At 66.4% G+C, this 22283-nt stretch carries 21 protein-coding genes; 13 read left to right on the forward strand and 8 right to left on the reverse strand.

Annotated features, from left to right (window positions below):
• The first annotated feature begins 77 nt into the window (after positions 1–77).
• The 4 genes from ACV7NL_RS10945 to ACV7NL_RS10960 all read left to right on the forward strand — a co-directional run bounded on the left by ACV7NL_RS10945 (position 78) and on the right by ACV7NL_RS10960 (position 4216).
• Positions 78–515: a phasin family protein gene (locus ACV7NL_RS10945; protein WP_463355669.1), complete on the forward strand. Its 438-nt coding sequence runs from the start codon at positions 78–80 to the stop codon at positions 513–515.
• 312 nt (positions 516–827) lie between these two features.
• On the forward strand, positions 828–1256 hold the full coding sequence (clpS, locus tag ACV7NL_RS10950; protein ID WP_244476771.1) for an ATP-dependent Clp protease adapter ClpS: 429 nt from the start codon (positions 828–830) through the stop codon (positions 1254–1256).
• A 23-nt stretch (positions 1257–1279) separates the two neighbouring features.
• A complete protein-coding gene (gene clpA, locus ACV7NL_RS10955; RefSeq protein WP_056189116.1) occupies positions 1280–3754 on the forward strand; it encodes an ATP-dependent Clp protease ATP-binding subunit ClpA in 2475 nt (824 codons plus the stop codon).
• A 198-nt stretch (positions 3755–3952) separates the two neighbouring features.
• Entirely contained in the window at positions 3953–4216 is a 264-nt protein-coding gene (locus ACV7NL_RS10960) for a hypothetical protein (protein WP_056189114.1), read from the forward strand.
• Positions 4217–4219: 3 nt separating this feature from the next.
• Here ACV7NL_RS10960 and egtD read toward each other — a convergent pair whose 3' ends face one another.
• Positions 4220–5194 carry an L-histidine N(alpha)-methyltransferase gene (egtD, locus tag ACV7NL_RS10965; RefSeq protein WP_463355670.1) on the reverse strand — a complete coding sequence of 325 codons (975 nt, stop codon included), beginning with the start codon at positions 5192–5194 and terminating at the stop codon, positions 4220–4222.
• Between the two features lie 37 nt (positions 5195–5231).
• On the reverse strand, positions 5232–6533 hold the full coding sequence (gene egtB / locus ACV7NL_RS10970) for an ergothioneine biosynthesis protein EgtB (RefSeq protein ID WP_463355671.1): 1302 nt from the start codon (positions 6531–6533) through the stop codon (positions 5232–5234).
• Positions 6534–6736: 203 nt separating this feature from the next.
• Here egtB and murI point away from each other — a divergent pair, with 203 nt between their 5' ends.
• From murI to rpsD, 3 genes are all read left to right on the forward strand, one after another.
• Positions 6737–7612 carry a glutamate racemase gene (gene murI, locus ACV7NL_RS10975; protein ID WP_463355672.1) on the forward strand — a complete coding sequence of 292 codons (876 nt, stop codon included), beginning with the start codon at positions 6737–6739 and terminating at the stop codon, positions 7610–7612.
• A 12-nt stretch (positions 7613–7624) separates the two neighbouring features.
• Positions 7625–8185: a DUF3291 domain-containing protein gene (locus ACV7NL_RS10980; RefSeq protein ID WP_463355673.1), complete on the forward strand. Its 561-nt coding sequence runs from the start codon at positions 7625–7627 to the stop codon at positions 8183–8185.
• A 196-nt stretch (positions 8186–8381) separates the two neighbouring features.
• Positions 8382–8999 (forward strand): 30S ribosomal protein S4, encoded by a 618-nt coding sequence (gene rpsD / locus ACV7NL_RS10985; protein ID WP_056189104.1) that lies wholly within the window; start codon positions 8382–8384, stop codon positions 8997–8999.
• A gap of 100 nt (positions 9000–9099) precedes the next feature.
• Here the strand turns inward: rpsD and ACV7NL_RS10990 are convergent, their stop codons facing one another.
• Both ACV7NL_RS10990 and ACV7NL_RS10995 read right to left on the reverse strand, forming a co-directional pair.
• On the reverse strand, positions 9100–9390 hold the full coding sequence (locus ACV7NL_RS10990; protein ID WP_463355674.1) for a hypothetical protein: 291 nt from the start codon (positions 9388–9390) through the stop codon (positions 9100–9102).
• A 107-nt stretch (positions 9391–9497) separates the two neighbouring features.
• Complete coding sequence (locus tag ACV7NL_RS10995) at positions 9498–10265, reverse strand: cold-shock protein (protein ID WP_463355675.1); 768 nt, start codon at positions 10263–10265, stop codon at positions 9498–9500.
• Positions 10266–10645: 380 nt separating this feature from the next.
• On the opposite strand from ACV7NL_RS10995, the gene ACV7NL_RS11000 reads away from it, so the two are divergent.
• The 4 genes from ACV7NL_RS11000 (at position 10646) to ACV7NL_RS11015 (ending at position 14679) form a co-directional block, all read left to right on the forward strand.
• Positions 10646–11116, forward strand: a complete 471-nt coding sequence (locus ACV7NL_RS11000; protein WP_056189093.1) for a response regulator — start codon at positions 10646–10648, stop codon at positions 11114–11116.
• Positions 11117–11273: 157 nt separating this feature from the next.
• Positions 11274–12404: a Ppx/GppA phosphatase family protein gene (locus ACV7NL_RS11005; protein WP_056189090.1), complete on the forward strand. Its 1131-nt coding sequence runs from the start codon at positions 11274–11276 to the stop codon at positions 12402–12404.
• A complete protein-coding gene (locus ACV7NL_RS11010) occupies positions 12401–13117 on the forward strand; it encodes an RlmE family RNA methyltransferase (RefSeq protein WP_056189087.1) in 717 nt (238 codons plus the stop codon). Before ACV7NL_RS11005 ends, ACV7NL_RS11010 begins: the two co-directional genes overlap by 4 nt.
• Before the next feature lie 341 nt (positions 13118–13458).
• Positions 13459–14679, forward strand: a complete 1221-nt coding sequence (locus ACV7NL_RS11015) for an alpha-hydroxy acid oxidase (protein ID WP_463355676.1) — start codon at positions 13459–13461, stop codon at positions 14677–14679.
• A gap of 55 nt (positions 14680–14734) precedes the next feature.
• On the opposite strand, the gene ACV7NL_RS11020 is transcribed toward ACV7NL_RS11015, so the two are convergent.
• The 3 genes from ACV7NL_RS11020 to ACV7NL_RS11030 all read right to left on the reverse strand — a co-directional run bounded on the left by ACV7NL_RS11020 (position 14735) and on the right by ACV7NL_RS11030 (position 18408).
• A complete protein-coding gene (locus ACV7NL_RS11020) occupies positions 14735–15160 on the reverse strand; it encodes a DUF779 domain-containing protein (RefSeq protein ID WP_463355677.1) in 426 nt (141 codons plus the stop codon).
• A gap of 124 nt (positions 15161–15284) precedes the next feature.
• The gene (gene adh, locus ACV7NL_RS11025) at positions 15285–16805 is read right to left on the reverse strand and encodes an aldehyde dehydrogenase (RefSeq protein ID WP_056479344.1); all 1521 of its coding nucleotides are present in this window, start codon (positions 16803–16805) and stop codon (positions 15285–15287) included.
• Between the two features lie 199 nt (positions 16806–17004).
• The gene (locus ACV7NL_RS11030; RefSeq protein ID WP_463355678.1) at positions 17005–18408 is read right to left on the reverse strand and encodes a serine hydrolase; all 1404 of its coding nucleotides are present in this window, start codon (positions 18406–18408) and stop codon (positions 17005–17007) included.
• 390 nt (positions 18409–18798) lie between these two features.
• Between ACV7NL_RS11030 and ACV7NL_RS11035 the strand changes: the two genes are divergently transcribed.
• The gene (locus ACV7NL_RS11035) at positions 18799–19968 is read left to right on the forward strand and encodes a multidrug effflux MFS transporter (RefSeq protein WP_247635476.1); all 1170 of its coding nucleotides are present in this window, start codon (positions 18799–18801) and stop codon (positions 19966–19968) included.
• Positions 19969–20046: 78 nt separating this feature from the next.
• Positions 20047–20574, forward strand: a complete 528-nt coding sequence (locus ACV7NL_RS11040; RefSeq protein WP_463355679.1) for a DoxX family protein — start codon at positions 20047–20049, stop codon at positions 20572–20574.
• A 3-nt stretch (positions 20575–20577) separates the two neighbouring features.
• Here ACV7NL_RS11040 and ACV7NL_RS11045 read toward each other — a convergent pair whose 3' ends face one another.
• Positions 20578–21993, reverse strand: a complete 1416-nt coding sequence (locus ACV7NL_RS11045) for an MFS transporter (RefSeq protein WP_463355680.1) — start codon at positions 21991–21993, stop codon at positions 20578–20580.
• Positions 21994–22283 lie beyond the last annotated feature (290 nt).

A 22283-nucleotide genomic window follows, 5' to 3' on the forward strand; every position in this document is an offset into this window, starting at 1 on the left:
CGCAGGCTGCTCGCAGTCGACCGGGCCTGCACCCGAAACGTCAGGGACCGGCCTGAAAAAGCCGAGAGGATCGCCAGATGACCCAAATGTTCGACAAAGCTTCCACGATGAGCAAGACGGGCCTGTCCGACGCGCTGAGAAGCGTGTCCCTGGTGGCCAAGACCAACCAGACGGCCGGGATCGAGCTGGTGGACTTTGCCAAGGACTCCTACGCAGCCAGTTCGGAATCCATCAAGAAGCTGGCCGGCGCGCGTACGATGCAGTCCGTGCTCGAGATCCAGACCGCGTATCTGAAGGCCTCTTACGAGCGGCTTCAGGCGCAAGCGAACACGATGACGGAACTCTACCGAGGGCTGGCGAAGGAAATCGGCGCGCCCCTCCAGGACAAGACCGGGTTCGGCGTGCCGGCCTTCTTCGATCCCAAAACTTTCTTCGATCCGAAAGCCTTCCTAGATCCGAAAAATTTTCCGAAACTTCCGGGCTTTCCAGGCGCGCCCAAGACGCTGGCCGCCTGAGCGCAGACCCGGCGGGGGGGGCATCGACCTCCCTTCGCGAGACCCGGAACACCCCCCTTCGACCCTGCGCGAGTCTTCGCGCGGGGTCGTTTGCGTTCGAGCGCCGCGCGGCGGCGTTGCGGCGGACAGAACCGCTGTCCGGGCTCCACCGATGCCTTGCCGAAAGCGGTATCGGACAAGTGCGCGCATCCGACTGGCGAAGCGGCCGATCGCTCTATAGATTACTCCCGATGCGAGCGCGCCTCGCCGGCGTGACCCGCGGACCAGCAGCCTACGAGCAGCATGCCGCACTATGGGGTCGATGCGATTCAGATGACCGACGTCCTGATACGGGGCAGCGAATCCTCACGCGCGAACGGCCCCGACACCCCTACGCAGCTTCGCCGTGTCGCCGAAGTGCGCGCGGTCGACGAACCCCACGAGCCGGGTGGTACCGATGACGGGCGGTCCGGAACCGCCATCATCACTCGAACGAAGCCTAAGACGAAGCGACCGAGCCTTTATCGGGTTCTCTTGCTGAACGACGACTATACGCCGCAAGAATTCGTCGTGCATGTCGTCGAGAAATTCTTCAACAAGTCGCAGGAAGCCGCCTTTCAAATCATGATGCACGTACACCACAACGGTGTCGGCGAGTGCGGGATCTTCACCTACGAAGTTGCGGAGACCAAGGTGACGCAGGTCATGGACTTCGCCCGCAAACACCAACATCCTCTCCAGTGCGTTATGGAAAAGAAATAGGCACCCCACACAGAGGCCACGCTTTGCCCAGCTTCTCTCGCAGCCTAGAACAAGCTCTCCACCGCGCCTTGGCGCTCGCCGGTGAGCGCCGGCACGAATACGCGACGCTGGAGCATCTCCTGCTCGCCCTCGTCGACGATCAGGACGCGGCCGCCGTCATGCGCGCCTGCAACGTCGAGGTCGACACCCTCAAGCGCAGCCTGGTCGAATACGTCGACACCGAATTGGCGAACCTGATCGGGGACGGCCGGCAGGATGCCAAACCGACAGCGGGGTTCCAGCGCGTGATCCAGCGCGCGGTGATCCACGTGCAATCCTCCGGGCGCGAGGAGGTCACCGGTGCGAATGTGCTGGTGGCGATCTTCGCCGAGCGCGAGAGCCACGCCGCCTATTTCCTGCAGGAGCAGGACATGACGCGCTACGATGCCGTCAATTACATCAGCCACGGCATTGCCAAGCGGCCGGGAGCCTCCGAGTCGAAGCCTGTGCGCGGAGCCGACGAGGAAGCGGCCTCGGAGCGTCCCAGCGGTGATGAGGGCGAGGGTCGCGCGAAGAAGAAGGGCGATGCCCTTGAGGCCTATTGCGTCAACCTCAACAAGAAGGCCCGTGACGGTCGCATCGATCCGCTGATCGGACGCGAGAGCGAGGTGCAGCGCACCATCCAGATCCTCTGCCGCCGGCAGAAGAACAACCCTCTGCTGGTGGGCGAGCCGGGCGTCGGCAAGACCGCCATCGCCGAGGGTCTGGCCCGCAAGATCATCAACAAGGAGGTGCCAGAAGTCCTCATCGAGGCCACGGTGTTCTCCCTCGACATGGGCACCCTGCTGGCCGGTACCCGCTATCGCGGTGACTTCGAGGAGCGCCTCAAGCAGGTGATGAAGGAGATCGAGGCGCATCCGAACGCGGTGCTCTTCATCGACGAGATCCACACCGTCATCGGCGCCGGTGCGACCTCGGGCGGCGCGATGGATGCCTCGAACCTCTTGAAGCCCGCCCTGGCGAACGGCTCGCTCCGCTGCATCGGTTCGACCACCTACAAGGAGTACCGCCAGTACTTCGAGAAGGATCGCGCCCTGGTCCGCCGCTTCCAGAAGATCGACGTCAACGAACCGTCGATCCCGGATGCGATCGAAATCGTGAAGGGCCTGAAGCCGTACTTCGAGGAATTCCACAAGCTCAAGTACACCACCGAGGCCGTGAAGGCGGCGGTGGAACTCTCGGCCCGGTACATCAACGACCGCAAGCTGCCCGACAAGGCGATCGACGTCATCGACGAGACCGGCGCGTCGCAGATGCTGGTCCCGGAGGCACGCCGCAAGCGGACCATCGGCGTCAAGGAGATCGAGGCGACCATCGCCACGATGGCCCGCATTCCGCCCAAGACCGTGTCGAAGGATGACGCGGTGGTTCTCAAGAACCTGACCGAGAACCTCAAGCGCGTAGTCTACGGCCAGCCGAACGCCATCGATGCGCTCACATCCGCGATCAAGCTGGCGCGCGCCGGCTTGCGCGACCCGGACAAGCCGATCGGTTCGTACCTGTTCGCGGGTCCGACCGGCGTCGGCAAGACCGAAGCCGCCAAGCAGCTTGCGGCGTCCCTCGGTGTCGAGATGCTTCGCTTCGACATGTCGGAGTACATGGAACGCCATACCGTCAGCCGCCTGATCGGCGCGCCTCCCGGTTACGTCGGCTTCGACCAGGGTGGCCTGCTGACCGACGGCATCGATCAGCACCCGCATTGCGTTCTGCTGCTCGACGAGATCGAGAAGGCGCATCCGGACCTGTTCAACATCCTGTTGCAGGTCATGGATCACGGCAAGCTAACCGATCACAACGGCAAGCAGGTCGATTTCCGTAACGTCATCATCATCATGACGACGAATGCGGGCGCGTCCGACCTGGCCAAGTCCGCCTACGGCTTCACGCAGGCGAAGCGCACGGGCGACGACGTCGAGGCCATCAACAAGCTGTTCGCACCGGAATTCCGCAACAGGCTCGATGCGATCATCTCGTTCGGGCACCTGCCAAAGGAAGTCGTGGCGAAGGTGGTGGACAAGTTCGTCCTCCAGCTCGAGGCGCAGCTGGCCGATCGCAATGTCACCATCGAGCTTTCGGACGAGGCGCGCGAGTGGCTGACCGAGAACGGCTACGACGATGCCATGGGCGCCCGGCCCATGGCCCGGCTGATCCAGTCGACCATCAAGACTCCGCTGGCCGACGAGGTTCTGTTCGGACGGCTCAAGGATGGCGGCGCGGTCCGGGTCGTGGTCCGCAAGCCGGAAGGCGAGGGCAAGGAGGCACTCGGTTTCGAATTCCCGGCCGGCCCGGTTACGCCGAAGCCCGAGAAGGATGTCACCAACGCCGCCAAGAAGCACAAGCGGACCCGGGCCAAGGCGTCGACGCGCAAGCCGACCGACAAGCGTGATGACAAGGGTGGGTCCGGGGGCGGCGGCTCGGGCGTTCGTACAGTCCCGAAAGTGCCGTTGGTCAAAGCCTGATCGCAGAACCAGCCGGTCTCTCCGTTCATCGGAGGGGCCGGTTTCGTGGTCTTGGACGTTGAGAAAACCAGACCCGCCGGTCGACATGAGATCGCAGGGTGGTTAGCAAGCGCGGGAACGGAGAGCGGGCGCTGCAACGACAGATGGGCCGGAAACGCCTCCCTATCGCTGAGAACGATTGAGGAGGGCGCCCCCCGGATGAGTGACTTACACGAAGGTCCCCTCACGCCGATTTCGCAGACCCACCAGCCCGTGCCGAAGCTGACGGCCCGCGAACAGCGTCGGCTGCGTCGCAAGCGCCGGCGTCAGGGCGAGGAAATCCTGGGCTGGATCCTCGTTCCTGTCATCGTCGTCGGGATCTACTGGGGTGTGACGGCCGGACTCGACGTTCTTGGTACCTCGCCGGGCCAACTCTGGGATCAGCTGATGCAGGTCAAAGCCATGCTGGAGAAACGCAGCTGACGCCTACGGCCGCTTCAGAGCGTGAATCGAAAACAGGGCGGCCGGGTCGGTCAAGACAGACCCCGCCTCCCAGCCGGCCTCGTAAGCCAAGGCACGGAAGCGATCGATCGTATACTTGTAGCTGTTCTCGGTATGGATGGTTTCGCCTTCCGCGAAAGAGATGCGCCGATCGGCGATCTGGATCGTCTGCGCTCTCCGGCTGACCAGATGCATCTCGATGCGAGAGGCGTCCGCATTGAAGAAGGCACGGTGCGTGAAGGCATCGCGGTCGATATCGGCACCGAGCTCTTGTTTCATGCGGACAAGAAGATTCCGGTTGAAGGCCGCCGTTACTCCCGCCGCATCGTCATAGGCCGCTTCGAGGACCGCCCTGTCCTTCACGAGATCGACTCCGATGATCAACGTTGCGCCGGAGCCCAGAACCTGTCCGAAGTGTTCGAGCAGCCGGGCTGCTTGGGGCGGCTCGAAATTACCGATAGTTGAGCCGGGAAAGAAGCCGGCCACAGGTCCCTCCGCGAGTCCCGACGGCAGGGAGAAGGCCCGGGTGAAGTCGGCGGCGACGGGGGTGATCGCGAGATGGGGGAAATCCTGCGCCAAGGCCTCGGCCTCGCTGCGCAGGAAGCTTTCCGAAACGTCGACCGGAACGTATCCGGCGAGGTCCGGCCGATGCACCAAGAGGCGCCGTACCTTGACGGTCGAGCCGCTGCCGAATTCTACGAGCGTCGCCCGCTCCGGAAGGGCCGCGGCAATCGCCGAACCCTGCGCGTCGAGGATGCCGAGTTCGGTTCGCGTCGGATAATATTCAGGCTGGCGGGTGATCGCCTCGAACAGGTCCGAACCGGCAGCATCGTAGAAGTACTTCGCCGAGAGGAACTTCTGGGGTGCCGACAGGCCGGTGAGGACATCGTCTAGGAATTGCCGTTCGGCGTCGAGGGCCGTGATCGGCGTCGCATCCGTGAAGACGGGATTGATGGTCAAGGGATCTCTCCGGATACGCGACAGGTCGAGGGAGCAGTCAGATGCGGGTGTCGGACAGACGCAGGCCCGTGAATTGCCAGCGCTGATGCGGGTAGAAGAAATTTCGGTATTCAACGCGCGCATGGCCTTGCGCCGTGGCGACCGATGAGCCGCGCAGCACGAACTGGTTCGACATGAACTTGCCGTTGTATTCGCCGAGCGCTCCGTCGACCGGGCGATAGCCCGGATAGGCGGTGTAGGCGCTGCGAGTCCATTGCCAGACGAGGCCGAAGGCGTCCGAAAGTTTGTCCTCGCGGGCAGCGACCTCCCACTCGAACTCGGTCGGCAGATCCCGTCCGGCCCATCGGGCATAAGCGTCAGCCTCGAAGTAGCTGATATGGGTCACCGGGAGAGCTGGGTCGATCGGCTGGATGCCGGCCAGGGTCATGCTTGCCCACGCTTGGCGGCCACTGATCTCTTCGGCCTCCGAGACGCCGTCACGGCGCCAGTAACCCGGCGCCTCCCAGCCCTCAGCCTGGGCGGCGATCCAGCCATCCGAAAGCCAGAGTTCGGGGCGCTTGTAGCCACCATCGGCCATGAAGGCGAGCCATTGTGCGTTCGTCACGAGGGCTCTGTCGATGGTACCGCCCTGGATCAGAACCTCGTGGCGCGGCGATTCGTTGTCGAACGAGAAGCCCTCACCCGTATGCCCGATCGGGACGATGCCGCGCGCGAGATCCGAACGCCCCTCTGCGCCAACCGGTCGAGGGAAGCGCCACCCGGCGTCATAGGCTGGTCCGAGGGGGTTCTGCGCAAAGGCATGCAGGATATCGGTGATCAGCAACTCCTGGTGCTGTTGCTCATGGTACAGCCCGATCTCCAGAACCGGCAGGATCGCATCCAAGGCGCTGGCGGAAGCTTGGCTCAGAAGAGCGTCCACGGCCCGATCCACATGCGCCCGGTAGCCCGCCACGTCGTCGGCGGTCGGCCGCGTGATCAGCCCGCGCAGAATGCGGGGCTGACGGGGGCCGGCGGCGACGTAGTAGGAATTGAAGAGGTAGTGCAGCCGCTCATCATAGATGGCGTAGCCCGGCAGATGCTCGCGCAGCAGGAACTGTTCGAAGAACCACGTCGTATGGGCTCGGTGCCATTTCGTCGGGCTCGCATCGGCCATCGACTGGACCTGCTGGTCCTCGGGAGAGAGCGGGCCGGCTCGCCGCTCTGTCTCGTCGCGGACATGATGAAAAGCGGCGATCCAGGCCGAGCGATCGACAGGCTTGGCATTTCGAGACGGAGGCGGGAAGACCGCCCGGTCCGTCGCCACGTCCTGGATCTCGCGAAACGCTGCCGTCGCTGCCATGACGAACATCCTCTCTGACACTATCGTCAGGTGAGATATGTCCGATGGTGGATTCGGCAATCTCCGCAAAGCTGGGCCGTTCGTCGCGGCAACGGTCCCGCACCCTACGGAACGCGTCGCCTTTTTCAGGCCATGGTGACATCCCCTTAACCGTCGCCGGCCGATACTTCGCCGTTGAAGCGAGACAGTCGGACCGAACTCGGATGCGGATCGATCTCATGGCTGGAGCGACCACCAGCGCGGCGGCCCGGAACGTGGTCCCGACGCCCACCATCCTGGTGTTCGATTCCGGGCTCGGCGGCTTGTCCGTGCTGGATCAGGTTCGGCGGGCACGGCCCGATGCCAGCTATGTGTATGCGGCCGACGACGCAGCCTTTCCCTATGGGCGCCTCGCGGAGCCCGTCCTGGTCGACCGGGTGCTCGCCGTGATGGAGCGTTTGGTTGCCGTGCACCGCCCAGACCTCGTGGTGGTCGCGTGCAACACCGCATCCACCCTGGTTCTGCCGGCCCTGCGCCAGCATTTCACCACACCGTTCGTCGGCGTCGTGCCGCCGATCAAACCGGCGGCGGAGGCAACGCGCTCGCGTGTCGTCACCCTTCTGGCGACGCCGGGTACGGTGGCGCGGGCCTACACGCATGATCTCATCGAGACCTACGCGTCCACCTGCGCGGTGACCCTGGTGGGTGCTCCGAACCTCGCGGGCTATGCCGAGGCCGAACTGGCCGGACGGCCCATCGACGATTTAGAGCTCGCCCGCGAGATCGCTCCCTGCTTCGTGACCCTGGAGGATGGCCGGCGCACCGATGTGGTCTGCCTTGCCTGTACGCACTACCCCCTGCTGCTCACACGCTTCCAGGTCCTCGCACCATGGCCGGTGACGTGGATCGATCCCGCACCGGCCATCGCCCGCCGCGTGACCCAGTTGCTCGGACCGGTGGACCGCACCGCCCCCGCGGCCGCCCCCATGCTGGGTGCCTTCACGGCTGGAGGGGGCCTGACCCAACCGCTTCGACATTCGCTGATGCTGCGCGGCATCGGCTCCATCGCCGTCGAGCCGATGCCGCTCGGACGCCAATAGCGGGACGGAGCCTTGCTCGTCGCCGAACGCGCGCTGTGGGCGCAACCTGGCGTCCCCTCCATCGCTCTCGGCCGAATGCGGGTGACCGGTAACATCATGACCTTCATCAGTGTCACTCGCCTGCGCCTCCGCGCGATCCGATTTCTGCCGGGATTTGCCGTGCACGCGATCCGGACTCGCAATCAGGTTCGCCTAGCCACCGGGTTCGAGGCCGGTGCTCAGCTACCGGATCACGACTGGACCTTCTGGACCATGACGGCCTGGACGGATGAGGCGAGCATGCGCCGGTACGTGATGGGGGGTGCCCATCGCAGCGCGATGCCCAGCCTGGTCCGCTGGTGCGATGAGGCCTCGGTGGTGCATTGGACCCAGGCGGACACTGTCCTGACCTCCGGGAGCAACCTCCCGCCTTGGAAGGACGCGGACCGCCGCATGCGTGCGGATGGCCGCCCCTCGAAAGTCCGCCACCCAAGTCCGCGGCATCTGACGATGACGTACCGGCCCCCGCGCCTCACCCGCTCCGGTCCGATCCGTGCCGCCACGGCCGGTAGCGAAGAGCCGGCTCGGCATTGACCTTGCCGCGCTCCTGCTCTAACGAAGCGCCGGTGACGGGGCTCCGACGAGGGGCCCCGACGCATTTTCGTACACACTCGTTCTAACGCACCCGTGGGCGGCAATGTCCGTTCTGTCGTTCCGTCATCGGCCCTGTGCCCCGGCGGAAAGAGGAGGGCGCGTTCCTCGATAGATCTCCATTGCGAGAGGAACCGCGATGTCAAAACGCATTCAGGCGAAGCACAAGCTCGATCGCCGCATGGGCCAGAACATCTGGGGCCGCCCGAAGAGCCCCGTCAATCGCCGCGAATACGGCCCCGGCCAGCATGGTCAGCGCCGCAAGGGCAAGATGTCCGACTTCGGCACGCAGCTGCGCGCCAAGCAGAAGCTCAAGGGCTACTACGCCAACATCACCGAGAAGCAGTTCCGCCGCTACTACGCCGAGGCGATCCGCCTGCGTGGCGATTCCGGCGAGAACCTGATCGGCCTGCTCGAGCGCCGCCTCGACGCCGTGGTCTACCGCGCGAAGTTCGTGCCGACCCCGTTCGCGGCGCGCCAGTTCGTCAACCACGGCCACGTCAAGGTCAACGGCCAGCGCGTCAACATCGCCAGCTACCTGGTGAAGCCGGGCGACCTGATCGAGGTCAAGGATTCGTCGAAGCAGCTCGAGATCGTCGTCGTGGCGGCGCAACTCCCCGAGCGCGACGTGCCGGACTACATCGAGGTGGATCACTCCAAGATGACCGCCCGCGTGACCCGCGTGCCAAACCTCGGCGAAGTTCCCTACCCGGTCCAGATGGAACCGAACCTCGTCATCGAGTTCTATTCGCGCTGATCCCAGCGGATCGCGCCGAACACCGGAAGGGCCGCCCCCACAAGGGCGGCCCTTTCTCGTTGACCCGGTCCGCGCGTGGAACGCTCACCCCTGGCGACGATCAGCGGGGGAGGGGGTTCGCCGAACCCGGCTGCGGTGTGCGGTTCCGTGCCTGAAGCGCTCGGGATGCATCCATCGCACTCGGTGGCAAGCCATTCCCTGCCGTCGCACCCGCGACCTCGCTCGCGGCATCCGGCCTAGCGCCCCGTGCGTCGCGCTCCGCCGCCCCGAACGCATCGCCCGCGTTCACGCCGGCGTAGAATCCGGTGAAATCCTCCGCCGCGGCCGAGCCGGCGTTGATCAAGGCAACCAGGGTAACCAGGGTAACCGTCGACATCACGGCGATCCGCATCCGTTCGTCCTCAGCCTGCCGTATCCCCAACGTGAAACGGCGGCCCAAGGGGCCGCCGCTTCAGTCAAGCTCTCAAAGATGGCCGCAACGCGACCCCGGGACGAGGATCAATCGTCGACGTTAATGCTCTGGGCCTCGCGGCCCTTCTGGCCCTCGACGACACCGAGGACGACCTGCTGGCCTTCGGCGAGCGAGTCGAGGCCAGCCCGCGAGAGCGCGGAGCGATGCACGAACACGTCCTTGCCGCCATCGTTGACGGAGACGAAGCCGAAGCCCTTGGCCGGGTCGTACCACTTCACCGTGCCGGTCATCTCGGTCGACGGGCCGCTGGCGAAGCGGCCACCGCCACGATCGCCGCCGCCGGCGCGATCGCCGTAGCCACCACCGCCGCCGCCGCCGTAACCGCCACCACCGCCGAAGCGGTCGCCGCCGCCGAACCCGCCGGTGCGGGGCGGACGCGCGTCGCGCATGGGCGCAGCCTCAGCCGTCGAGGTATCCACGCTGGTGACGTCGGTCACCTGCGGACCCTTCTGGCCCTGGGCGGTATGAACCGTCAGGCGCGTGCCGGGCAGGAGATCGGCATGACCGGCAGCTTCGACGGCGCGGATGTGGAGGAAGGCATCGCCCGAACCGTCAGCCAGCTCGACGAAACCGAAGCCCTTCTCCTTGTTGAACCACTTGACCGTCGCATCGCGCTCCGGCCCCGAGGGAGCTGCGGCAGCCCTGGCCGGGCCACGGTCGAAACCGCCACCACCGCCGAAACCACCACCGTAGCCACCGCCGCTCGGAGGAGCCTGATCCGGCCAACGCGGCTCGGCTCCACCCTCATCGAAGCCGCGCTTCTGCGGCCCCCGAAAATCACGACCACGTCCCATAGAAAGCTCGCAAAAACCGTCCGCCGACCATCAGTTTCGATAACCGCGTGCGCGCCATCCCAGACAGCCCACGCTCCGCACTATCATTACTCCCAGCAGCGGTGACCAAGAATAACGCCTTAGTCCTGACTGAAAGCTGCCTTGATCGCAAGATGCTTCTGCCCGGGTTCGTCAGGGTTCCGTAACTTTCCTGCGGCAAAATGCGTAGCTTTTTAGCGCACCGGCGAGCTGCGGGCGCCGATGCCTCGCGTTTGGGCAATTTTCAGGCGCCCGCGCGATCGTGGCAATTTGTCGTCGCGCGTTAGCAAAGCGCAAAGGCCGGTCCGGCTAAGCTGTTGCCGGAGCACGCCTGCGCCAGCCGACCGGTCCGACCCTCACACATGATCGCCACACCGAGCTTCCCGGATCTCTCGGCCCTCGTCGTCGACGAAAGCCTCTACATCCGTCGCATCGTGCGCGACATGCTCATGCGCGTCGGGATCAAGCGCGTGCTCGAGGCGCCGGACGGAGCCGAGGCCCTCGGCGTCCTGGCCGAAAGCAAGCCCGACCTGACCATCATCGACTGGGATCTGGCAATTCTCTCCGGGGAGGAGTTCATCCGCCTCGCCCGGACGCCGACGACCTCTCCGTCGCCGACCGTGCCGATCATTCTCATGCTCGCCCAGCCACGCCGGAACGTGGTGGATCGGGCGATCTCGCTAGGGGTCAACGAGATCATCGCGAAGCCGTTCTCGCCGAAGACGCTCTGGTCGCGCCTCGATGAAGTCATCAACCGCCCGCGTCCGTTCTCGCAGGTGAAGAGCCTGCTGCGCCCCGTCCCGCGCATGGCGGCGGCCGGCAAACTCGGTTAGATTTCCCCTCGCTCCGGTCGGGCCGCCGGAATCATCCGCCATCCACGCGCCTTTGTTATCGAGGCTTTGCAGTTTGTCGGGGAGACCTGTAGCGTCCTTGCGGAATGTTGGTCCGGCTCTCCGCCTGGGGCCATGATCGAGGATTTCGGCTCGGCCGATGAGGGAAGAGAGCGCCGCGACCCTGCCGGCCCGCCCGAATGGCGGGAAGAAGCCGTCGCCGGCACCGCTCGCGCGTGTCGAGGCTCCCCGTGTGGAGTCGGCCCGCGTCGAAGCACAGGGTCCGGCCGGTCGCCCGCAGCGCCGCAACGCCTACGCGGCCCTCGATCTCGGCACCAACAATTGCCGCCTGCTGGTCGCCGAGCCGGCCTCGCACGGCTTTCGCGTCATCGATGCGTTTTCGCGCATCGTGCGCCTTGGCGAGGGGCTCGGCAGCTCCGACAGGCTGAGCGAGCCGGCGATCGAGCGGACTCTCGAGGCGCTTCGTGTCTGCCGCGCCAAGATGCAAGCGCGCGGCGTGCTGCGCGCCAAGATCATCGCCACAGAAGCTTGTCGCCTCGCAGTCAACGGCGCCGAATTCGTCGAGCGCGTGCGCAGTGAAGTCGGGCTCGACCTGGAGATCGTCGACCGTCAGACCGAGGCCTATCTGGCAGTGACGGGCTGTGCGGCCCTGGCCGACCCCTATTCCGAGTCGGTCGTTATCTTCGATATCGGCGGCGGCTCGACGGAGATCGCCTGGCTCGACGGGGCAGCCACCAACCCCTCTGCCGACCCCACCCTGCGCATCCGCGCCTGGGATTCGCTTCCCGTCGGGGTCGTGACGCTGGCCGAGCGGCACGGTGGCAGCGACGTCACCCGCCTGACCTTCGAGGGCATGGTCGAGGAGGTCGCCGACCTGCTCGCGCGCTTCGCCATCCGGGCGGCGCCGGCGGCGAATGCGCGGCACTTCCACCTGCTCGGCACCTCCGGTACGGTGACCACGTTGGCAGCGATGCACCTGCGCCTCGCCCGCTACGAGCGTCGGCGCGTGGACGGCCTCTGGATGAGTGATGCGGAAGTCGGCGATGCCATCGACGATCTTCTCGACACCCGCCTCGACCAGCGCGCGGACAATCCGTGCATCGGTCGCGACCGGGCGGATCTCGTGCTGGCCGGCTGCGCCATCCTGGAGGCCATTCGCCGGGCCTTTCCGTCCGACCGCCTCCGGATCGCCGATCGCGGCCTGCGCGAGGGCTTGCTGATGAACATGATGCGTGAGGACGGCGTCTGGCGCCGTGGGAGCTACCGGTGAGTGACAGGCGTGGTGCCAGCGGGGGTTTGCGCGGCGAACTCAAGCAGCGGGTCAAGACGGGGCGGGGCCGCACGGCCTCGCAGAAGCGCTGGCTCGAGCGGCAGCTGAACGATCCCTACGTGGCTCGTGCCCGACGCGAAGGCTATCGCTCGCGTGCGGCCTTCAAGCTGATCGAAATCGATGAGCGCTTCAAGCTGCTCAAGCCCGGGCAGCGCATCGTCGATCTCGGCGCCGCGCCCGGTGGCTGGTCGCAGGTCGCGGCCAAGATCGTCGGGGATACCGGCCGGATCGTCGGCATCGATCTCCTGGAGATCGAGCCGATGGTCGGCGTCGAATTCATCACCCTCGACTTCCTGGCGCCGGAAGCGCCGGCGCTGCTGACCGACCTGCTCGGCGGCCGCGCCGATCTGGTGCTGTCGGACATGGCGGCCAACACCACCGGTCACAAACAGACCGACCACCTGCGGATCATCGGGCTTGCCGAAACGGCCGCCGAGTTCGCGCGCGAGATCCTCGCACCCGGCGGATCGTATCTCGCCAAGGTGTTTCAGGGCGGCACCGAGGGAACGCTGCTGGCCGACCTGAAGCGCGACTTCGCCACCGTGCGCCACGTCAAGCCGAACGCCAGCCGGGCCGATTCCAGCGAACTCTACGTCCTCGCCTCGGGGTATCGGGGCCCGACCGGCGAAACCGCTGATCGGGATGACGCCTGACGGCGCCGCGACCCGACCGATCGAAGCTTAGCCACGATGCGTTTGATGCAATGCAGCACGAATGTGAGTGCAGACCTTTAGACTGCCGAGATCTACGCCCGCGATCTTACCATCGGTTTATTATCATTCCAAAGACTACAGTTGCAATATAACGTCGCAATCCCGGGCCGAGAGATTGACATATAACGCATAGAGCCTGTGTTGCGCATCGCAACAGGGATGGTGCAGGACGGCATCTCCGCGAGATCGCTGTGTGAGCCCATTGAATGACCGAGACGTTTCAAATTCAGCCTGGTTCCGAGACTGAAAAACTGCTCCACCGCCGCAAGTTCTTGGAGTTCTTGTCTGCAAGTCCGGTCGTCGCCCCCGGTCTCGTCACGGCCCTGGCAGGCCTCTCGGCCCTCGGCACCGATGCAGCCATGGCCCAGAGCTACGATGTCCTGCGTCAGTCGCCGGGCAATGTCGGCGACATCATCGATTCCCCAACCCAAGCCCTCAACGTGTTCGACTTCGAGCCGGCCGCCAAGAAGGCGCTCCCGCCAGCGCATTACGGATACCTCGCCAGCGGCGTCGACGGCGACGAGACGCTCAAGGCGAATCGTGACGGCTTTGAGAAGATCCGCATCCGTGCCCGTCGCCTGGTCGATGTGCGCAAGATCGACACAACCGTGAAGATCTTCGACGAGACCTGGGCGAGCCCGATCGTGCTGGCCCCGGTCAGCAGCCAGGCCGCCTTCCATCCGGAGGCGGAATCCGCCGTGGCCCGCGGCGCCAAGGTCAAGGGTCACCAGATGATCCTGTCGACCGTGGGCAGCACGTCGATCGAGGACGTGATCAAGGAGCGTGGCGCGCCGGTCTGGTACATGCTTTACCCGACCGACGACTGGGCCGTAACCGAGGCCCTGGTGAAGCGAGCCGAGAAGGCCGGTGCCCCCGCCATCGTCCTCACCGTGGATCGCCAGGGTGGCCGTAACACCGAGACGCTGTTCCGAGAGCGCCGCCTCGACACCCGCAACTGCTCGGATTGCCACACGCCCGGCTTCAAGAACGAAGTCAGCCGCAAGCCGATGTTCGACGGCATCGACGTGTCGAAGGTGACGAACCTCTACGGCACCGGCATGACCTGGGATTACGTCAAACGCCTGCGCGGCATCGTGAAGGGTAAGCTGGTCCTCAAGGGCATCGTCACGCACGAGGATGCCAAGAAGGCCCTCGATTATGGCGTCGATGCCCTGATCGTATCGAATCACGGCGGACGCGCCGAGGAGAGCCTGGAGGCGACGATCGACGCGTTGCCGGAAGTGGTCAAGGCGGTGAACGGCAAGGTCCCGGTCCTGATCGACGGCGGCTTCCGCCGTGGCACCGACGTGATCAAGGCCCTGGCGCTGGGCGCCAACGCGGTCTGCATCGGCCGGCCCTACGTCTGGGGTCTGGCCGCCTTCGGAGAGCCGGGCGTCACCACCGTTCTGGCGATCATGCAGCGCGAGTTCGAGACGATCATGCGCCAGGTTGGAGCCACCAAGCTCTCCGAGATCACCCCCGTCAGCGTCAGCCGCGCCTGATCCAATACCTTCCCGGACCGCTGTCGTCCGGGAAGGTGACGTTCGTCGATCGACTTTAGATCCGACAGGCGCCCGCCAACGCCGTATTCTCGGCCTCGGTGAACAGCCGTGAGCGAATGAGGAAGCGCTTGTCGCGTCCGTTCTCCAGGGAGAACATGCCGCCGCGCCCCGGCACCACATCGAGGATGAGGTGCGTGTGCTTCCAGACCGCGAACTGGGGCCGGCTGATCCAGAAATCGGCCCCCGCCACCGTGCCGAGATAGACGTCGCTGTCGCCGGTCAGGAAATCGCCCACCGGGTAGCACATCGGCGACGAGCCATCGCAGCACCCACCCGATTGGTGGAACATCACCGGCCCATGGTCGGCCCGCAATTCCTCGATCAGCGCGACTGCCGCCGGTGTTGCGGTGACGCGCAGGGGCGTACCGTCCGCGCCGGCCTGATCGGCGGAATTCGGATCGAGGGATGCGGTCGCGGTCATCGCGGGGTCTCCGTGAACAGGTCTGTCCGGACAGATAGGGCAGGGGACGAGCACGGGAACGAAAAAGCCCCGGCCGTTGCCGGCCGGGGCAAGTCTCATTCGGGTCCCGAACGGTTCGCCGGTCTCAGAAGAAGCCGAGCTTCTTGGCCGAGTAGCTGACCAACATGTTCTTGGTCTGCTGGTAGTGGTCGAGCATCATCTTATGGTTCTCGCGGCCGATGCCGGACTGCTTGTAGCCGCCGAAGGCCGCGTGGGCCGGATAGGCGTGGTAGCAATTCGTCCAGACGCGGCCGGCCTGGATGGCGCGGCCGAAGCGGTAGGCACGGGTTCCGTCGCGGGTCCAGACGCCGGCGCCGAGGCCGTAGAGGGTATCGTTGGCGATCGAGAGCGCGTCGGCGTCGTCCTTGAAGGTCGTCACCGAGAGCACCGGGCCGAAGATCTCTTCCTGGAAGATCCGCATCTTGTTGTGGCCGCGGAATACCGTCGGCTTCATGTAGTAGCCTTCCGCGAACTCACCGTCCTTCACGTTGCGCTCGCCGCCGGTCAGGCACTCGGCTCCCTCCTGCCGGCCGATATCGACGTAGCTGAGGATCTTCTCCAACTGCTCGGACGAGGCCTGGGCGCCAATCATCGTGGCGGGGTCGAGGGGTGAGCCCTGCGTGATCGCCTCGACGCGCTTGATCGCCCGCTCCATGAAGCGGTCGTAGATCGACTCGTGCACGAGCGCGCGGCTCGGGCAGGTACAGACCTCGCCCTGGTTGAGGGCGAACATCGTGAAGCCTTCGAGCGCCTTGTCGAAGAAGTCGTCATCCTCGTTGGCGACGTCCGAGAAGAAGATGTTCGGCGACTTGCCGCCGAGTTCCAGCGTCACCGGGATCAGGTTCTGGGAGGCGTACTGCATGATCAGCCGGCCTGTCGTCGTCTCGCCCGTGAAGGCGATCTTGGCGATACGTGGCGACGAGGCCAGCGGCTTGCCGCATTCGAGGCCGAAGCCGTTGACGATGTTGAGCACGCCCGGCGGCAGCAAATCGGCGATGAGCTCGGCCACCACGAGGATCGAGGCGGGCGTCTGCTCGGCCGGCTTCAGCACGACGCAGTTGCCGGCCGCGAGCGCCGGCGCCAGCTTCCACACCGCCATCAGGATGGGGAAGTTCCACGGGATGATCTGCCCGACGACGCCCAGCGGCTCGTGGAAGTGATAAGCGACGGTGTCGTGGTCGATCTCGGAGATCGAGCCTTCCTGCGCGCGGACGCAGCCGGCGAAGTAGCGGAAGTGGTCGATGGCCAGCGGGATGTCGGCGTGGGTCGTTTCGCGGATCGGCTTGCCGTTGTCCCAGGTCTCGGCCAGCGCGATGAGGTCGAGATTGTCCTCCATCCGGTCGGCGATCTTGTTCAGGATTCGGGCGCGCTCGCCCGGCGCGGTGCGGCCCCAGGCCTCCTTGGCGGCATGGGCGGCATCCAGCGCCTTGTCGACGTCGGCGGCATCCGAGCGGGCGACCTCGCAGATCACCCGGCCGGTGATCGGCGAGGTGTTCTCGAAGTAGCGGCCAGCGACGGGCGAGACCCACTGGCCGCCGATGAAGTTCTCGTACCGGGCCGAGAACGGGGACTTGGTGCCCTGATTCAGAAATTCCGGCTTGTTCATCGCGTATCCTCCTGGTTTGTTTTTATGAACCGCAGCCAAGGCCAGGCGGCGCGTCAAATCAAGATGGACTTTTGGCCAACAGATCGACCGCGCGGCGGAGCCCGCAGGCTGGAACGCACCCGTGTCCGGGATGGCGTCCCGGCCGGTCTCCGGATGCTAGTCCGGTTTCGACGGGTTGGCGACCCGGAAGGTGGGTCGCTCAGGGCTGGATCGCCCGGGCGAGACGCCGCGTCGAGCTCCGGCGGGCCGTGCGGGAATCGATGCGCGGCCCGGCCCGGGTTTGGCCCGGTGCGTCGAGCAGAAGGCCGGTCGCCCGCCCGTCGGGCTCGATGTCGAGGGCGATGCGGGTCCCGTCCCCGCCCACGAACACCCGGTCGCTCTCGGGAGCCAGAACCAGCCGGGGCAGATCGGTCCCCTGCGCCACCAGTCCGTCGCCCTCACGCGTCAGCCGGACGATGGACCGCGGGCCGGTGCGATACGATCCGGCGTAGCGGTCGAGTACGTTCGGCGGCACCACGATCCCGGTCGCCTCGGATTGCTCCAGAACGAGCGCCCCGAGGCGTCGCGACAGCGTCTGGGCCGGTGTCGTCTCGGTGTTTCCGAGCACCACGATCGTCAGGCCGCGATCCGGATAAGTGTCCTTGATCGCCGAGAAGCCGTGCAGAAACCCGCCATGCGACCAGAGCCGCGCCCCATAGGCTTGCCCGAGATACAGGCCGAGCCCGTAGCCGTACCCCTCGTCCTTGACCAGCTCCGCCATCGCGGCGGGTCCGAGGACGCGGCCTCCGAGCAGAGCCCGATCCCACGCCACGAGGTCGTCGACCGTCGAGACCAGGCCCCCGGCGCCGAGCGCCGCCGCGGCCGTGACGGGCGTCGCGTTTCGCCACTGCCCGGCCACGCGATGATAGCCGACGGCCCGGTGGGGAACGATCCGTTCGGGATCGGCGTCGCCCGTCCGCGACAGTCCGGCGGGGCCGAGGACGAGGCCGTGCAGCGCCTCCGCGAACGATTCGCCGGTCAGGCGCTCGATCACGGCGCCGAGGAGGATGTATCCGGTGTTGCTGTATTCCTGTGCCGAGCCCGCCGGAAACAGCAGCGCCTCGCCGAACAGCCGGCCGACCACCTCCATTGGCTGGCGCGCCACGCGGGCGATCGTACTGTCGTAATCGGCGAGCGCCGTCACGTTGGGCAAGCCAGAGCGGTGATCGAGCAGCATCCGCACGGTGGTCGGCGCCCAGCCCGCCGGCAGGCCCGGCATATGGCGGGAGACCGGATCGTCGAGGCCGATCTGCCCCGCCTCCTGCAGCTTCAGGATCGCCGCGGCCGTGAACTGCTTGCTCAGGGACGCGATGCGGAAACGGGTGTCGGGCGTGTTGGCGATGTCCCACTCGCGATTCGCGGCGCCGTACGCCTGCCGGAACAGCACGACACCGTCCCGGGCCACGATGACGGCGCCGGAGAACAAGCCCGCGCGCGCATACGGCCGCACCAGCGCGTCGGCCTCGTCCGCCAAGGAGCGGCGCGATCCGGCCAAAACCGTCCGGATCGGGACGAGACCGGCCAGGAGCGCGAGCTGAACGATGCGGCGACGGGTCTCGGGCATGGGCTGGCGGCCTTACCTCTCGCATCGGGCCGATGAAATCGATGTCCGGCGACCCCATTCCACACCTTCCCGCCGGTAACGCGAAAAGGTCGAGGCACGCTTCGCGACGATTGTGGCGCGAGCGCGCCCATCCGTCCGCGAGGCTGGCATGCGGCGGCCCCGATGGCGCCGGCGCGCGGAAGGCACCAACAGCCGGGGCGAGCGTTCTGGCTCGATGACGATCGGGCCGGCCCGCCCATCCCCCCGGCCCGCCCATCCTCGAAGGACCGTTTTCAGGTGACCAGTCCCCCGGCCACGACCCTCCACACCCCTGCGGGACCGACCGGCGCCGCAGCGCCCCAGCCCTGGAAGGGACCGGGCTTCGGCGAGTTCGTGGGCATCGTCGCTCTGATGATGGCGGTGACCGCCATTTCCATCGACAACCTGCTGCCGGCCTTCCCGGCCATCCAGGCGCGATTCGGCGTTGTCGATCCGAACAGCCTGCAACTGCTGATCTACGTCTACATGATCGGATTCGGCACGGCACAGATCGTCTACGGACCGCTCTCCGACACCTACGGCCGCCGCTCCGTCCTGCTCGCTGGCCTCGCGATCTACGTCGTCGGCACCGGACTCGCGATGGTGGCACCGTCGTTCGGCTGGCTGCTGGCGGCCCGCATCATCCAGGGCATCGGCGCCGCGAGCGGTCGCGTACTGTCCACCGCCATCGTGCGCGACCGCTTCGCCGGTCGCGAGATGGCGAGCGTGATGTCGCTGATCATGATGGTGTTCCTGATCGTGCCGATGATCGCCCCGGCCGTCGGCGGTGCGATGCTGCTGTTCGGCTCCTGGGTCTACGTCTTCGTCTCGATGCTGGCGCTGGCCGGAATCCTGGTGGTCTGGTTCGCCTGGCGGATGCCCGAGACGCTGCATCCGCAGTACCGGAGGCCATTCTCGCTGGCAGCCGTCGCCCAGGCCGTCGGGATCACGTTCCGGAACCGCATCGCGGTTGGCTATGCCACGGCGCTCGGCCTGCTCACCGGCTGCATCATGGGCTATGTCGGCTCGGCCCAGCAGGTCTTCGACACGGGGCTCTACCAGCTCGGCGCCCTGTTCCCCCTGGCCTTCGGCCTCGTCGCGGGCGCGATGGGAGCCGCGACCCTGGTCAATGCCCGCCTCGTGCGCCGCCTCGGCATGCGTCCGCTGTCGCATGCGGGCCTGAGCCTGTTCGTCGTGGTGGCGGTGGTGCAGGTGGTCGCGGGCCTCGCCTATCAGGGCCACCCGCCTCTGGCGCTGTTTCTCTCGATCCTGGCGGCCAACCAATTTCTGATCAGCTTCGCCATGCCCAATTTCAACGCCCTGGCGCTTCAGCCCTTGGGCGAGATCGCCGGCACCGCCTCGTCCTTCCTCGGCTTCTACACCACAATTCTGGGCGCCTTCTGCGGCTTCCTAATCGGACATGCCTTCGACGGCTCGGTCCTGCCGATCGGCATCGGCTACGCCGTCCTCGGCGCAGGTGCTTTGGCGGTGGTGGCCTGGACCGAGCGCGGCCGCCTGTTCCGGGGCGGCGTTTCGGGTTGAGCACCGCCGACGCTTAACGCCGTCTTCAGCCGGTGCCGACAAAGCTCCGCATCTCGGATGTCAGACGGAGCCCGATACGTGACCGGCCGTGCCCAAGACGGACTGCTCTTCCTCGCACGGCTGCTGCTCGCCGCCGCGCTCCTGCCCACCGGCATCGCCCGAGCCCTCAACGTCTCGGGTTTCGCCCTTACGCTGGCGGCGACCGGTCTGCCGTCGCCGAACGCCTTCGCCACCGCGGCGGTGATCGTTCAGGTGTTCGGGCCAGCGGCCCTGCTGCTCGGCGTACTCCCGCGACTCAGCGGATCGGCCCTTGCGATCTTCGTCGGCGTCATGGCCGTCCTGCTGCATCCGTTCTGGCAGTTTTCCGGGCCGAGCGCCGTCGCCGAACGCACCCTCCTGCTGGCTGATTTCGGCTTGGCAGGCGGCTTCCTGATGTACGCACTGACCGGACCGGGGCGCTGGAGCTGGCAGGGCTGGCGCCAGGCCGGCCGCTCCGGCGGCACGGCGGCCCGGTCGGCCGGGTCCACCAAATCCGTGGCGTCTCGGGCCGGGACCAAGCCGAAGCGTGCCGCCGCCGGGCGAACCCCGGCACGCGCCGCCGCCTGAGGTCTACGGCATCGCGTTGCGGGGCTCGGCGGCGACGATCCGGTGCCCCGACACTTCCGCACCGGCGTCCGGCCTGAGCCGGCGGAAGGAGAAGAACGACAGGGCGGAGATCAGCGCGACCGCGAAGAAGGCAGGTCCGAAATCGCCCGCCACGATGTCGGTGCGGCCGTGATAGGCGGCCGTCGCCTCCAGGGCCATGGCCCCGAGGGACACGCCGAGACTGAGCGAGAGCTGCTGCGCCACGCTGGCGAGGCTGGTGGCCGCGCTCATGTCGGGCGTCTCCAGATCGGCATACGCGATGGCATTCACGCAGGTGAATTGCAGCGAGCGAACGCAGCCGCCGATCAGCAGCACGCAGATGATCACGGCGTGCGGGGTTTCGGCCGTGAACAGACCGTTCATCGCCAGAAAGCCGGAGGCCACCAGCGCATTCAGGACCATCACGCGACGGAAGCCGTAGGTACGCAGGATGCGTGGGCCGATGAGCTTGATCAGCAGGGCGCCGGCCGCCGCCGCGAAGGTGATGAGCCCCGAACGCAGGGGGTCGAGACCGAAGCCGATCTGCAGCATCAGCGGCAGCAGGAAGGGGATCGCCCCGGTGCCGATGCGGAACAGGCTGCCGCCCGTCACCGCCGCCCGGAAGGTCGGGTAGCGCAGCAGGTCGAGGCGGATCACCGGGTGGGCGATGCCCCGGGAGTGCCGACGGTACAGGACCAGCAGCACGATACCGCCCACGAGGCAGCCCCAGGACAGGGAGGCGGGCAGAAGATGTCGCCCGATCGAGGCGAGCCCGAGCATCACCGTGGCAAGGCCCAGGCCCGAGAGCAGAAAGCCGACGACGTCCAGGGGCGGGCGCTCCGCCTCGCGGATGTTCTCGAAGTAGAACGTCGCCAGCACGATCCCGGCGATCCCGATCGGAATGTTGATGAAGAAGATCCACCGCCAGTCGAAATAGGTCGTGATGAAACCGCCGATCGGCGGCCCCAGGATCGGACCGACCAACGCCGGAATCGTCAGATAGGCGAGGGCGCTGACGAGCTCGCTCTTCGGCACGCTGCGCAGGATCACGAGGCGGCCGACCGGCACCATCATGGCGCCTCCGATGCCCTGGAAGAATCGTGCGGCGACGAAGCCAGCCAGCGAATCCGAGGCCGCACAGGCCAGCGAGCCAGCCATGAAGACCGCCAGCGCCGCGCGAAAGACGGTTCGGGCCCCGAGCCGGTCGGCCATCCAGCCACTGATCGGGATGAAGATCGCGAGACTGACCAGGTAGGCGGTCAGCGCGAGCTTCAGGGCGATCGGATCCTCACCCAGGCTCTGGGCGATGGCCGGAAGGGCCGTGGCGATGACGGTCGAGTCCGTGTTCTCCATGAACAGGGCCGTGGCGACCACGAGCGGGACGATCTGGGACGTGCGCATTCGAGCCATCTATGTCGCGGCGAGCGGTTCGGACGCTTCTTAGCTGGGGTCTCGTCGCCGATCGCAAGGGATCGGCCGGTGACGGATCAGGCTGGATGAAAATGCCATGCCGTCCGTGCAGGGTTCGAGGCTCCGACGAGCGTGGCCCTGCGGCCACATCCCGTCAGCATTGGCCCTCCCGAGGGGCGCGCGGCTTTCCACATTGTTGCTGAAGTCGCTAAGCTCGACGGCATGATAGGGCGCCGCGCGACTCCGCCTCGGAGCCGTGCCGGGCGCTCTCCTCCGCGTCC

The organism is Methylobacterium sp. Ger2507, assembly GCF_055231875.1.

Excerpts from the sequence above, each read along its gene's own strand:
- ACV7NL_RS10990 (WP_463355674.1), bottom strand. The coding sequence starts at position 9,390 with ATGCGGATCGCCGTGATGTCGACGGTTACCCTGGTTACCCTGGTTGCC.
- ACV7NL_RS11035 (WP_247635476.1), top strand. The coding sequence starts at position 18,799 with ATGATGGCGGTGACCGCCATTTCCATCGACAACCTGCTGCCGGCCTTC.
- ACV7NL_RS11045 (WP_463355680.1), bottom strand. The coding sequence starts at position 21,993 with ATGCGCACGTCCCAGATCGTCCCGCTCGTGGTCGCCACGGCCCTGTTC.
- clpS (WP_244476771.1), top strand. The coding sequence starts at position 828 with ATGACCGACGTCCTGATACGGGGCAGCGAATCCTCACGCGCGAACGGC.
- rpsD (WP_056189104.1), top strand. The coding sequence starts at position 8,382 with ATGTCAAAACGCATTCAGGCGAAGCACAAGCTCGATCGCCGCATGGGC.
- ACV7NL_RS11005 (WP_056189090.1), top strand. The coding sequence starts at position 11,274 with ATGAGGGAAGAGAGCGCCGCGACCCTGCCGGCCCGCCCGAATGGCGGG.
- ACV7NL_RS10945 (WP_463355669.1), top strand. The coding sequence starts at position 78 with ATGACCCAAATGTTCGACAAAGCTTCCACGATGAGCAAGACGGGCCTG.
- adh (WP_056479344.1), bottom strand. The coding sequence starts at position 16,805 with ATGAACAAGCCGGAATTTCTGAATCAGGGCACCAAGTCCCCGTTCTCG.
- murI (WP_463355672.1), top strand. The coding sequence starts at position 6,737 with ATGCGGATCGATCTCATGGCTGGAGCGACCACCAGCGCGGCGGCCCGG.
- ACV7NL_RS10960 (WP_056189114.1), top strand. The coding sequence starts at position 3,953 with ATGAGTGACTTACACGAAGGTCCCCTCACGCCGATTTCGCAGACCCAC.
- ACV7NL_RS11000 (WP_056189093.1), top strand. The coding sequence starts at position 10,646 with ATGATCGCCACACCGAGCTTCCCGGATCTCTCGGCCCTCGTCGTCGAC.
- egtB (WP_463355671.1), bottom strand. The coding sequence starts at position 6,533 with ATGGCAGCGACGGCAGCGTTTCGCGAGATCCAGGACGTGGCGACGGAC.
- ACV7NL_RS10995 (WP_463355675.1), bottom strand. The coding sequence starts at position 10,265 with ATGGGACGTGGTCGTGATTTTCGGGGGCCGCAGAAGCGCGGCTTCGAT.
- ACV7NL_RS11020 (WP_463355677.1), bottom strand. The coding sequence starts at position 15,160 with ATGACCGCGACCGCATCCCTCGATCCGAATTCCGCCGATCAGGCCGGC.
- ACV7NL_RS11030 (WP_463355678.1), bottom strand. The coding sequence starts at position 18,408 with ATGCCCGAGACCCGTCGCCGCATCGTTCAGCTCGCGCTCCTGGCCGGT.